The sequence below is a fragment of the Paraburkholderia ferrariae NBRC 106233 genome (assembly GCF_000685035.1).
Taxonomy (GTDB): domain Bacteria; phylum Pseudomonadota; class Gammaproteobacteria; order Burkholderiales; family Burkholderiaceae; genus Paraburkholderia; species Paraburkholderia ferrariae.
Genome location: NZ_BAYB01000008.1, coordinates 360929 through 373185, shown reverse-complemented (window position 1 = coordinate 373185; position 12257 = coordinate 360929). Strand labels below are relative to the sequence as shown.

The window sequence follows — 12257 nt, the reverse complement described above, 5'->3', positions numbered from 1 at the left end:
GCTCGATCTCGTGCGTGCGTTGATACGCACGGGGACCGTGGCGTCATGTCGAAACCGGTGTGCTGCTGTACGGGCTTCCGAAACCAACACAATCAGGAATACTGATGGACAGCTTTCAAAGAGAAATCCCGAAATCGCGGGTCTCAATCACGCTGGATCTGCACACGGGCGGGGCCCAGAAAAAGGTCGAACTACCGCTCAAGCTGCTGGTCGCGGGCGACTTCAGCGCGGGTCGCGAGCAGGCGCCGCTGGCGGAGCGCCGGAAGGTCAATATCGACAAGAACAATTTCGATGCCGTGCTGGCGGACTATGCGCCGGACCTGAAGTTCGCCGCCGAAAACACGCTGGCCGGCGACGGCTCCGAGCTGCCCGTGAACCTGTCGTTCCGCGCGATGAAGGACTTCGGGCCGGAGCAGGTGGCTCACCAGATTCCCGAGCTGCAGGCGCTGCTGGCCATGCGCAATCTGCTGCGCGACCTGAAATCGAATCTGCTCGACAACGGCACCTTCCGCCGCGAGTTCGAAAAGATCCTGCGGGACAAGCGCCTGTCCGACAGGCTGCGCGGCGAGCTGGGGCAGCTTGCAACGGCCGCGACCCAGCCGGAAGGACATGCCTGAGCGCCAGCGCGCCAAACGGGCCTTCACCGGCTTTCGCAACCCGCTTGCGTTCCACACGAAGACAGGACAAGCCATGAACCAGAACGAATCGCGCACGGGCGCCGCGGGCACTGTCGTGCTCGACGCCCCGCAGCAAACCGACAGCGTGTACGCGGCGCTGTGCAACAAGATCAACCTCAAGCCCGTTTCCGAAGCGCGTCCTCTTGAAGTGTTCCGCGACAACGACGCGCTCTCCGAGGCATCGGCCGACGAACGCATCGCGCGCGGCATGGGCGCGTTTCTCGACCTCGTCGCGAAATCGAGCCAGCCCGTGGAGCGCCTGGACAAGTCGCTGCTCGACTTCCATATCGGCCAGCTGGATCGCCAGATCGGCCGGCAACTCGACGCCGTGATGCACAGCCCCGAGTTCCAGGCGCTCGAAGGGCGCTGGCGCGGACTCAAGATGCTGGTTTCGAAGACCGACTTCCGCCGCAACGCGCGCATCGAGGTGCTCGACGTGTCGAAGGAAGCGCTGCAACGCGACTTCGAGGACACGCCCGAGCTGATCCAGAGCGGCCTCTATCGCCTCACCTATGTCGAGGAATACGACACGCCGGGCGGTCAGCCGGTCAGCGCGATGATCAGCGACTTCGAGTTCGACAACTCGCCGATGGACACCGCACTGCTGCGCAACATCTCGAAGGTGGCGGCGGCCGCGCATATGCCGTTCATCGGCTCGGTCGGTCCGAAATTCTTCGGCAAGAAGACGATGGAAGAAGTCGCGGCCATCCAGGACATCGGCAACTACTTCGACCGCGCCGAGTACACCAAGTGGAAAAGCTTCCGCGACACGGACGATGCGCGCTACGTCGGCCTGACGATGCCGCGCGTGCTGGGGCGCCTGCCGTACGGCAAGGACACGGTGCCGGTGCGGGGCTTCAACTACGAAGAGGCGGTGAAGGGCCCGGACCACAGCAAGTACTGCTGGGTAAACGCCTCGTTCGCGTTCGCGGCCAACATGGCCCGCAGCTTCGTGAACAACGGCTGGTGTGTCCAGATCCGCGGTCCGCAGGCGGGCGGCAAGGTCGAAGACCTGCCGGTGCATTTGTACGACCTCGGCACCGGCGTGCAGCCGAAGATCCCGACCGAAGTGCTGATTCCCGAGACGCGCGAGTTCGAGTTTGCGAACCTGGGCTTCATTCCGCTCTCGTTCTACAAGAACCACGACTTCGCGTGCTTCTTCTCGGCCAATTCGACCCAGAAGCCGGCGCTGTACGAGACCAAAGAGGCCACGGCCAACAGCCGCATCAACGCGCGCCTGCCGTACATTTTCCTGCTCTCGCGCATCGCGCACTACCTGAAGATGATCCAGCGCGAAAACATCGGTACGACCAAGGACCGGCGTCTGCTCGAACTCGAGCTGAACAACTGGATCAAGGGTCTCGTGACCGAGATGAAGGACCCGGGCGACGAGTTGCAGGCTTCGCATCCGCTGCGCGAGGCGAAGGTGACGGTGGAAGACATCGAGGACAACCCGGGCTTCTTCCGCATCAAGCTGTTCATCATCCCGCATTTCCAGGTGGAAGGCATGGACATCGGCCTGTCGCTGGTGTCGCAGATGCCCAAGGCCAAGGGTTGATCGCGCGGCTGATCTGACGTGTGCTGTGCAAGCGCCGGGGCGCCTGTGGGCGCCCCGGTGGTGCTTCTGCGTTTTGCGTATCCGGGGAGAAGTCCGATGTCGTGGCTCATGCCATTGCAGGCTTATGCATTGAAACTGGCGCCGCAACCGGCCCCGTTCTCGATCGTGAAATTTGTCGGTAGCGACAAGCTCAGCCAGCTCTACGAGTACGAGATTGAATTCACCAGCCCGACGGCGGGTATTCCGATGGATCAGGTGCTCGGGCGTCCTGCCCGGTTTATCGTCGATCCGATCGATCCTGACATGGGGCATCTGCAGCGCATGTTCGGCGAGAACGCTGCGCAGTTCAGCAAGAAGCCGCCCGCGCAGACAGTCCACGGCATCATCACGAGTTTCGACGAACTCGAGACCACCGCGGACGAGACGCGCTACCGCGTGAGGCTCGAGCCCGCGGTGGCGGACCTCAATCGCGGCAAGACAAGCCGGCTGTTCCAGAAGCAGTCGGTCGTAGAGATCATTACGGACACGCTGCGGCACTACGGTTATCGGGCCGGCGTCGATTTCAGGTTTAACCTGCGCGGCCAGTACAAGCGGCACGAGTACATCACCCAATATCACGAGACGACATTCGCGTTTATCCAGCGCATCTGTGCGGAAGAGGGCATCTGGTTTCGCTGGGAGCAGAAGAAAGATTACGCCGCGATGGTGTTTGGCGACGATCTGGATGCGTACGCGCGCAAGCAGCGTACGGTGCCGTATCGTCGTGATTCGGGGCTCGAAAGCGTTGGCACGGACGCGATCAAGTCGCTGCGACGTCGTACCCTGCGCGTGCCGCAATCGGTGCGGCTGCACGACTACAACCACCGCCAGGCCGATGTGTCGCTGCTGGTGGAAGAGAACACCGCACGCGGCGACAAGACCACGAATGCCGTCGATTATCACTGGGGCGAGCACTACGAGACGCCGGAAGAGGGGCAGCGCATTGCCCGCTTGCGGCACGAGGCCCACCTCGCGGGGCAGGTGACGTTCATCGGCACGGGCAATCCGTTCTGGCTGGAGGCCGGAGAGGTCATGCTGGTCGATCCGGCGCCGGTGGATGCGAAACATGGGATCTTCATCACGTCGGTCCGCTCGCACGGCGGCCGCAACAAGTCGTACCGGGTGACGTTCGAGGGAATTCCTTCGGATCGGATCTGGCGCACGTCGATGGCAGCGATTGCGAAACCGGAGATCAGAGGGGTTCTCCCGGCGCGGATTGCGTCGCCCGGAAATTATAAGTATGCCTATTTAACGGAAGAAGGCTGGTATGTGATCAAGCTGCCGTTCGATCTGGACGAGTGGAGTCCGGGGGGGACTAGCCGGCCTGTGCGGTTTGCCAAGCCCTATAGCGGCGATAACTATGGCCACCACTTTCCGTTGATCGATTCGGCGGAGGTGGCGCTGGAATTTACGGCGGCCGATCCCAACCGGCCCATCATCATCGGGGCGATGCATGACAGCCTGCATCCGGATCTCGTCAACAATCTCAACCATACGCGCAACCTGATTCGGACGGCCGCGCAGAATGAGATGCGGATGGAGGATAAGGAAGGTGTCGAGCATATTCACCTGACGACGCCGTTTCAGACCAGTGAGCTCAATCTCGGGCATATGGTCGATGACCAGCGCAAGGAGCGGGGGCGGGGGGCGGAGTTGCGCTCGGATGAACACGTTGCCGTTCGGGGGGCGAAGGGCGTACTCGTTTCCGCTGAGGCGCAGCCTGGCGCCTCAGGGCAGCAGCTCGCGATGAACGATGCAAACGCGACGCTCGAGCAAGCCAAAGAGTTGTTGAGCTCGCTCAATGATTCGGCCAATGCCGCCAAGGCATGGGTTGCCGAAATTGAACAGCAGCGCGACCTTATCGAACAGAGGCTCATCGCGCTCAAGAAGTCCGTGGTCGTTGCCAGTGCGCCCGACGGCGTTGGTATTGCCAGCGGCCAGCACATGCAACTGGCGGCCCAGAAGCAGATATTCGTCACTGCCGGCCAGGGCCTGGACGTGGGGGTACTCAAGCGCATTACCTTTGCAGCCGGTGAGGCCATATCGTTGTTTGCGGCGAGACTTGGAATCCGGATTTTCTCGGCAAAGGGAAAAGTACAGGTTCAGGCGCAGGGCGACGAGTTGGAGCTGATGGCGCTTAAAAACGTAGTGGTTAGCTCTTCCACTGGCGAAGTCATGATCACCGCGTCAAAAGGCATCACGCTCGGCGATGGGTCCGGCGCGTATATCAAGGTCGCCAATGGGCGTATTGAACTGGCCAGCCCAAGCGGCCAGATCGATGCGAAGGGCAATCTGGAAGTCGACGACGCGGCCGGCGGCAACTTCACGTTTCCGAACTGGAACGGTACACCGTTGAAAGATGTTAAGGACAACCTGGGTTTTGGTTTTTCTGAATAGGAAATCGCATGGCAAACAGTTCCTTTCCGGCCACGCCCACACCTCCCCTGAAACAGATCACGTTCGCCTTTCCGTTTCGCAAGAAAGGGCAGGGCAATGGAAGCGCTGGCGCGGATTTTACAGACGAGCACGAGATATACCGGCTTCTGAAGCAGGAATCGTCAGGCTCGTTCCCGGTAAGTAGCGGGGGGATGTGGCACGGCGGCATCCATGTCACCGAGGCGGGTGCCGGGCAGTCAATGGACCTCAAGGCTGGGGTACGCAGCATTGCTGATGGCGAAGTTGTCGCGTGGCGCCTGAATCGGGCTTATCTGGTCAACCAGATCCCGGCCACCGATGGTCAACCCGAGATCAACGCCTCGTACAGCACGGGTTTTGCACTGGTGAAGCACACGATAGAATTTCCACGTGGCACGACGCTCACGTTTTTCAGCCTGTATATGCATCTGCAGGACTACGCCGGTTACGAAAGTGATCCGGCATTGCCGTGGCCGGCGTACTGGGCTGCGAAGGTAGAAGTGACGCAGGAGGCTTCCGACAAACCCAAATCAGGCACCAACGGCCAGGTGGTGCCTGACGGGCAGACAGGACTGAATGTCCGCGCAAGCAAACCTCACGGAGCCGTGCTCGGGATTCTCCCGCAGGGAACACAGGTGAGTCTCTCGAAACGCGAGGGATCCTGGGGACAAATAGCGGACGCGCCCGGAGCACTGTACGCGCCCAAGGTTGGTGAGTATGTAGATCCAGCCGTTGCCATCGGGAAATGGATATTCCTGGGCAAGGAGCACGGGCACGATGGTCCTGTCGTAAAAAACGTCGTGCCGGATTCCTCCTTCGATTCGGTGAACGTCGTACCGGAGGGAAGACGGGTCAAGGTCAACGCGGGTGATGTGCTCGGTTACCTCGGTCGTTTCGACTCCCTTCGCAATTCAACCTTCACCCGGATGGTGCACATTGAGGTGTTCTGTGATGACACCATCAAACAGTTTATTGAAGACGGACGGAACTGGGTCGACGCGCACATCGAGGACACGACCGGGAACAAGAATCAGTGGAACCAACTTGGCGTGTCAACGGATCCCACCATTTTGCGCGTGAACAGCGGCGTGCATCTGTACCAGGGCCCGCCTCCCGCACAACCTGTCGAGGAGCCGAATCCGACCGATGTGATCCAGGTCTGTGGATTTGCCACGCTACCGCACGATGCCAGCCACATGGTCACGGAAACGCAGCCTGGCAACGACGGGCAGAAGCGCACCTGGTGGAAAATCGACAGCGAGGATATTCAACGCAATCCGGTTTCAGGTTGGGTGCGGGAGCAAAGCTTTGCCGGGGGCATGGTGACCCGCGAACATGCTCAAAGCTGGGTGGATTTCGAGTGTCACGACGAGGACCACGATCCAGCGCACACCATCTTTGCGAACACGCAGGACTATGTCGCCTATCAGGCAGGCGAGCAGCAGACACCCGACCGGGGCTCCAAGGCCCAACTTAGCCCGCTCATGGCTGCAATCTACGGTGTGCTTTTCCCGACGGGCGACGGGGCGTACGCTGCGGACGAACTCTCCAGCATTGGGCAAGGCGCGCAGGACTCCGGTTTCCCCTGGGTTGCCTTCCGGGCCTCGCGCCTGATTCCGAAGCACGAGAGTGAGTGGGCCAACCCGGCGAAGTGGCAGGAACTGATCAGTGCGATTGAGCAGCACACCGGGCCGAAACCGGAGCACGAAGAGGAAAAGAAGCGCATCGCCAATCTCGTGTGGTGGGATGAGGTCAAGGCTGGTGTGTCGGGATTTCCGGGTTCGGACGTTTTTCATATCCATCCGGTTGCGTTGGTAGGAAATTTTAAAAATGCCCCCGGGCTAATATCCATCGAGATGCTCGTAGCCGCAGAGCCAAATAATTCCCGAGAATATTACGCTGAGATTCTGCCATACATAAATAAATACGCGAAAGTCTACGCTGTAAACACTCCGAAGCGGATTGCACACTTCTTGTCGCAGGCTGCACATGAAAGCCATCTTCGTTCATCGGAAGAAGGCTTAGATTACTCGCCCAAACAAATGCGTAAAACGTTTGGGTGTAGAGGTGGGCCAAAAAGATACGATGAGCACCACGACGAGTGCACGCTTGGGCGTTTGCGGGACAAACTGTGGACGCAAGAATCATATTACGCGCACAATGCGAAGCATCTTGGCGATTACGTATATGCGAACCGCAACGGAAACGATGACGAACCGAGCGGTGATGGATTTAAGTATCGTGGCCGCGGGTTTATCCAAGTTACCGGCAAGAGTGGGTATCAGGCATTTCAGGATGAGCATAATCGCAGGTCGCCAGATGATCGGCAAGATTTTGTTGGAAACCCAGATCTCGTATTGTCAAACATCGAGTATGGCGTAGAGTCGGCATTTATATTTTGGTCTAGAACAAGTTTAAACCCTACGGCGGACTCTGGGACTGTGGAAAATGTTACGCAAATCGTCAATGGCGGGCAAAACGGATATCTTGACCGGTTGGCCCGTTATAACAGAATTGCCTCCCTGCTCGGACTTTATCAGGAGTAACTCTGTGCGTGCTTATAAAATCATCGTATTGTTGATTTTCGGTTTATTTTCTGGCGCAAAAATTAGGGCGGAAGGAATGTGCAATGCTGACGAGGCAGTAATATTCAATTGCGAACTAAAAAAAACCACGGCGTCACTTTGTAGATCAAAGAAAGACAATGTGCTGACATATAGGGATGGTGGTCGAGCAGGATATCGACTCGTGCTATCAGATGCCGGTAAATCGAATTTATTCTTCTTTAGCAACATTCCGTATGCTGGGGGTGGAGAGGGTCATATTCGATTTTCGAATAATGATTACAATTACTATATTTATGATAAAACTGTCAAGACCGATGAGGGGCCGATTTTTTCAGCTGGCATCGTGATATATCATAATGATCTGAAAATTGCAAATATGATGTGCAATAATGATGCGTCAATTAGGCGGGATGCGTATCAGAATTTCCCTCGTGAAAATTACAAAAATATTGGCGCAAAATAAAATTTCTAATGCAAGAGTTCGTGGGCTAATTCGGGATGAGGCGACTGTCCACGTCCGCTTAATGGTACCTGGCTGAATCAGCGAGGGTCCCCTCAGTTGCTCACTGAGATCAACACGAACGTAACGCAAAGTGTCTATGAAGAAGCTCGCATACGAAGGTGATAGCACTAGCCACGGTGGCAAGGTTCTTTCAGGCTCCGACCGTATCAAGGTGAGGGGACGGCGGACAGCGAAGATTGGCATCCTTGTGTCCTGCCCGATTCACGGCGACAACGAGATCGTTGAAGGAAGCAGCAGCATGAAAGACGCTGGTACGCCTTTGTCGAGGGATGGCGACGCAACGCAGTGCGGCAGTGTCCTGATAGCCTCGACTGACGGCGCAAAGGTCCGGTAACTCCATGCCCGTTGATTTTGTGCGTATTCCGCCGCGAGCCAGGGTCCCGGAAGTATCGCGCTCGTCTATTCCCGTCTGGGCACTTCTGCTTTGCCTCATGCTTGGGGAGGCTGCGTCGTTGACCATTTTCGTCTGGCCTGCTGGTAAGCCAACGAACGCGGCCGGGTTCTGGTTTCGTGCGGCCGTACTTCCCGTCCTGACGTGGGGGCTTCTGCTAGCTTGCCGATTCGCCTGGATACTGAACTGGCAGACCAAGGTTCAACTGCGGAACAGGTGAACGCGATTACTGCAGTTGTGAATTTGCACACGGATAGTTACGGTGACAGAGTGGAGAATTTCCAGACGATTTGGAATAGAGGGGACTTTAAATGATTTCTTGTTTTTTCATTAGAGTAATTCGATTCATTTTGGCACTCTGCGCGTGCATTGGCTGTTCATCAGCATTGGCCGAGGAGACTACCTTATGCAAGGCACACGAGGAGGTGTACTTTAGCTGCCATATCGCAAAAAAAATAGCTTCAGTTTGTGCGTCAGGAAATATTTCGCCAGAAAATGGTTATGTTCAATATCGGTTTGGCGACTTAAGTCATGTCGAGCTAGAGTATCCAAATCTCCCTTATGCTCCGAGGAATTCTTTCTCTATTAGTGATATTGACCAGGGGAATGCTAAATTCACGCATTTAAAATTCAAATCTGGAAAATATAATTATGTAATTTACAGCGGCTTCCCTTCTGGTCTATATATAAAGAAGTCAGGCAAAACCATTTCAAATCTGACTTGCGACCCGGGTGACTATCAGGCGATAAGTCCTCGCGCATTTCGAGGTATTCGCACTGTGCCTCCTGCGAATGATATTGACAACTAGAAAGATGGTCATTGACTGTGAACTAGAGTGCTAGCGAATGAAGAAATTGGTATACGAAGGTGACAGCACTAGCCACGGCGGCAAGGTTCTTTCAGGCTCCGACCGTATCAAGGTGAGGGGGCGGCGGACAGCGAAGATTGGCATCCTTGTGTCCTGCCCGATTCACGGCGACAACGAAATTATTGAAGGAAGCAGCAGCATGAAAGACGCTGGTACGCCCTTGTCGAGAGATGGTGACGCAACGCAGTGCGGCAGTGTCCTGATAGCCTCGACTGACGGCGCAAAGGTCCGGTAACTCCATGCCCGTTGATTTTGTGCGCATTCCGCCGCGAGCCAAGGTCCCGGAAGTATCGCGCCCGTCTATTCTCGTCTGGGCACTTCTGCTTTGCCTCATGCTTGGGGCGGGTGCGTCGTTGACCATTTTCGCCTGGCCTGCTGGCAAGCCAACGAACACGGCCGGGTTCTGGTTTCGTGCGGCCGTACTTCCCGTCCTGATGTGGGGGCTTCTGCTAGCTTGCCGATTCGCCTGGACATACGTGCGTGTCAACGCCGCACTGGCTACAAACCGGACTGCCGATGACATTGAAAAGCAGCGTCACGACCTTTATGCGCGTCAGACGGAAGTCTGTGAATGGCTACTGAACGAGTTAATGAGAGACCTGGCCCCCAGATTCTTCAACTTCCCCGGAGAGTGTCAATTTCAGATCTATGGCCCATCACGCCGCATGAACTCTGCGGTAGAACGTTATAGCCAACTTCGCGGCTTACTGTAGGAATCCAAATGACTCGTAAATTCCTATTTATGTTCTTGGCAGTACTGTCTGCCTGCGTTCAGGCTAAAGTAAGTGTGTCGGGTGGATCAAGCGTTTTAAAGTATGCCAATGGCGGGCACAACGTCTACCGGCCGTTACGCTTTAAGCGCCCAGATGGCACGATGTTTACCCCCTTCGATGAGGGATTGAACTTTTACAAGCTTGGCACCAACAGTCTGTCTCCGGACAGGCAGTACTCGATCGTGAGTTTTTCTGCTGAAGGAGATCTCACCGATTCCAGCGGTGTGTCTGCGCATACCGAGTATCTGTGTGCTTTTGTGCGTATGAAGGACGGTTGCGTTGTGCATGTGGCGCAAGATGCTGTCTGTGGTGGAGAATGGCACCCGCCTCACCAGTGGTCCATCAACATTGAGCCGATCTTCGATAGTCCACCTAATGTAGCCGACACCTATTCGGCTTACGTATCGAAATACAAAAGCGGAAACCAAATTTCACGGCCGCCAATCTTGGCCTATCTGGCGGAAGGTACCTCATTTGGCAATCTGCTTGCGTGCGACCCACCGAATGCAGGCAACAGAAGCACCTATTCGAAACTACTTGTCAAATTGCAGCGGGATGGAGACACCGAAAACGCCGCCAAGCTGAAGAAGATCCTGAGTAGTGGCCGGAAAGGCACATCTATCCACGTGGCGCCAGTTGAGTCGGACGCGTGGGTCGTCCACGCAGTGATTTCCAAGAAGGCATATCTCTATGCAGAACCCGAGAAATCATCAGTTACCAGAGCCTACCTTGTGAAAGGCGATTCGGTATTGGTGAATGAATCTAGCTTGTCGCAGGGGTTTATGCCATCAAGGTATCGTCAGAAGAGCGGAAATATTATCGAGCGATGGATTCGTTGTGAAGATGTGAACGCGTGCTCTACCAGTAATTGGATAGGATACTCATGACAAACAGTTCGTCTGCGGCTACACCGACACCCCCCCTGAAGCAAATCACGTTTGCCTTTCCGTTTCGCAAGAAGGGACAAGGCAATCGTGGCGCCGCAGCAGACTTTACTGACGAGCACGAGGTGTACCGGCTTCTGAAACAGGAATCATCAGGCTCGTTCCCGGTAAGCAGCGGGGGGATGTGGCACGGCGGCATCCATGTCACCGAGGCGGGTGCCGGGCAGTCAATGGACCTCAAGGGTGGGGTGCGCAGCATTGCTGATGGCGAAGTTGGTGTGCTTTTCCCGACGGGCGACGGTGCGTACGCTGCGGACGAACTCTCCAGCATTGGGCAAGGCGCGCAGGACTCCGGTTTCCCCTGGGTTGCCTTCCGGGCCTCGCGCCTGATTCCGAAGCACGAGAGTGAGTGGGCCAACCCGGCGAAGTGGCAGGAACTGATCAGTGCGATTGAGCAGCACACCGGGCCGAAACCGGAGCACGAAGAGGAAAAGAAGCGCATCACCAATCTCGTGTGGTGGGATGAGGTCACGGCTGGTGTGTCGGGATTTCCGGGTTCGGACGTTTTTCATATCCACCCGGTTGCTTTGGTCGGAAATTTCACTGCCAAAAATCTTATTTGTAAGAGGTGCGGTGCGTCAATCATATTGACTAAAGACTTCACGAAGAAAATTGCGCCAAATGCAAACGGTGCCTTCGTTGATGAATTTTTTTCGTCAGGGTGTACGGATGATTAAAAGCTTGCTTTTTTGGGTGATTATTTTGATATGCGGTTCGGCATTTGCGAAAAGTACATGTGCCGATATTCATGGGCAGCAAAGCTATCCGCCGCTGGACATTAAAGTTGGGACGATTTGCTTTGTTCAGGAACCGGTGCTAAACCCTAAGACTGGGACGCAAATCGGTGCCGACGCAATTTCGCTATACTACATCCCCAATGGGAACGCCCCCGTGAAGGCGGAAGGACGGGGGCTCCTTTATGATGATACGCCTGGTGAGATTGTTGACGCGTTTTCATTGACGGCAGATCACGGTCATCGAGAGGAGATATTCGTAATTCATTCTATGGATATACGAGAATCTCTCGTGGAGCCGAATTCGTCCGGTAAATTCTACTCCGTTGCTGTCTTTGACCCGTTTGGGAACACTTTGCGTCGTGATGAGCGCGCTTCTGAGTGGTTTGGGGCCGATTACAGCTGGGTATCGGATGGGCGAAAGAAGATTTATGAATATCCTTACAAATCAAAGAGTGATGTTCAGCAGGCAATGAATTCCCCTTTTGCCACGCTGATGAGTGACGACGAGCCTATTTCTGTAAGATTGAAGAGTAAGAGCTATCTTTTTGAAGATCCTAACGTTAAAAGCAAGACAAGAAAATATTTGATCGAAAGGGATCGGGTCACTGTTGATAAGGCTACTGCGGGATGGTGCCAAGTTGAGTATTCTGGCGAGACGAAGCCCTTAGTAATGTGGCTAATGTGTCATGCATTGGATGCCAACGTGCAAGAAAATAATAGAAATTAGTAGATTGAAAGAATTGTTATCATGATAAGGATTGCTT

General features: G+C 55.6%; 10 protein-coding genes. All 10 read left to right on the top strand.

All coding sequences use genetic code 11. From position 1 onward, the window contains the following. The first annotated feature begins 104 nt into the window (after window positions 1-104). The 10 genes from tssB (at window position 105) to BFE01S_RS44170 (ending at window position 12220) form a co-directional block, all read left to right on the top strand. Window positions 105-617 (top strand): type VI secretion system contractile sheath small subunit, encoded by a 513-nt coding sequence (gene tssB, locus BFE01S_RS10460; RefSeq protein WP_028225443.1) that lies wholly within the window; start codon window positions 105-107, stop codon window positions 615-617. Window positions 618-690: 73 nt separating this feature from the next. Further along, window positions 691-2235 carry a type VI secretion system contractile sheath large subunit gene (tssC, locus tag BFE01S_RS10455; RefSeq protein WP_028225442.1) on the top strand — a complete coding sequence of 515 codons (1545 nt, stop codon included), beginning with the start codon at window positions 691-693 and terminating at the stop codon, window positions 2233-2235. Window positions 2236-2331: 96 nt separating this feature from the next. Continuing rightward, window positions 2332-4671: a type VI secretion system Vgr family protein gene (locus BFE01S_RS10450; protein ID WP_028225441.1), complete on the top strand. Its 2340-nt coding sequence runs from the start codon at window positions 2332-2334 to the stop codon at window positions 4669-4671. An 8-nt stretch (window positions 4672-4679) separates the two neighbouring features. Beyond that, window positions 4680-7235 (top strand): glycoside hydrolase family 19 protein, encoded by a 2556-nt coding sequence (locus tag BFE01S_RS10445; RefSeq protein ID WP_028225440.1) that lies wholly within the window; start codon window positions 4680-4682, stop codon window positions 7233-7235. A 4-nt stretch (window positions 7236-7239) separates the two neighbouring features. Continuing rightward, on the top strand, window positions 7240-7719 hold the full coding sequence (locus tag BFE01S_RS44185; protein ID WP_156966970.1) for a hypothetical protein: 480 nt from the start codon (window positions 7240-7242) through the stop codon (window positions 7717-7719). Between the two features lie 136 nt (window positions 7720-7855). Next, window positions 7856-8113 carry a PAAR domain-containing protein gene (locus BFE01S_RS10440; RefSeq protein WP_028225439.1) on the top strand — a complete coding sequence of 86 codons (258 nt, stop codon included), beginning with the start codon at window positions 7856-7858 and terminating at the stop codon, window positions 8111-8113. 903 nt (window positions 8114-9016) lie between these two features. Beyond that, window positions 9017-9274: a PAAR domain-containing protein gene (locus BFE01S_RS10435; RefSeq protein ID WP_028225438.1), complete on the top strand. Its 258-nt coding sequence runs from the start codon at window positions 9017-9019 to the stop codon at window positions 9272-9274. A 486-nt stretch (window positions 9275-9760) separates the two neighbouring features. After that, window positions 9761-10699, top strand: a complete 939-nt coding sequence (locus tag BFE01S_RS44180) for a hypothetical protein (protein WP_156966969.1) — start codon at window positions 9761-9763, stop codon at window positions 10697-10699. Beyond that, window positions 10696-11433, top strand: a complete 738-nt coding sequence (locus tag BFE01S_RS46530; RefSeq protein ID WP_407668198.1) for a hypothetical protein — start codon at window positions 10696-10698, stop codon at window positions 11431-11433. Before BFE01S_RS44180 ends, BFE01S_RS46530 begins: the two co-directional genes overlap by 4 nt. Continuing rightward, window positions 11378-12220, top strand: coding sequence for a hypothetical protein (locus BFE01S_RS44170; RefSeq protein WP_169742616.1), 843 nt, complete (start codon window positions 11378-11380; stop codon window positions 12218-12220). Before BFE01S_RS46530 ends, BFE01S_RS44170 begins: the two co-directional genes overlap by 56 nt. The last annotated feature ends 37 nt before the right edge of the window (window positions 12221-12257 follow it).

What these genes read in the sequence shown, in the direction of transcription:
- BFE01S_RS10445 (WP_028225440.1), top strand. Translation starts at nt 4,680, where the DNA reads ATGGCAAACAGTTCCTTTCCGGCCACGCCCACACCTCCCCTGAAACAG.
- BFE01S_RS44180 (WP_156966969.1), top strand. Translation starts at nt 9,761, where the DNA reads ATGACTCGTAAATTCCTATTTATGTTCTTGGCAGTACTGTCTGCCTGC.
- BFE01S_RS46530 (WP_407668198.1), top strand. Translation starts at nt 10,696, where the DNA reads ATGACAAACAGTTCGTCTGCGGCTACACCGACACCCCCCCTGAAGCAA.
- BFE01S_RS44170 (WP_169742616.1), top strand. Translation starts at nt 11,378, where the DNA reads ATGCAAACGGTGCCTTCGTTGATGAATTTTTTTCGTCAGGGTGTACGG.
- BFE01S_RS10440 (WP_028225439.1), top strand. Translation starts at nt 7,856, where the DNA reads ATGAAGAAGCTCGCATACGAAGGTGATAGCACTAGCCACGGTGGCAAG.
- tssC (WP_028225442.1), top strand. Translation starts at nt 691, where the DNA reads ATGAACCAGAACGAATCGCGCACGGGCGCCGCGGGCACTGTCGTGCTC.
- BFE01S_RS10435 (WP_028225438.1), top strand. Translation starts at nt 9,017, where the DNA reads ATGAAGAAATTGGTATACGAAGGTGACAGCACTAGCCACGGCGGCAAG.
- BFE01S_RS10450 (WP_028225441.1), top strand. Translation starts at nt 2,332, where the DNA reads ATGTCGTGGCTCATGCCATTGCAGGCTTATGCATTGAAACTGGCGCCG.
- tssB (WP_028225443.1), top strand. Translation starts at nt 105, where the DNA reads ATGGACAGCTTTCAAAGAGAAATCCCGAAATCGCGGGTCTCAATCACG.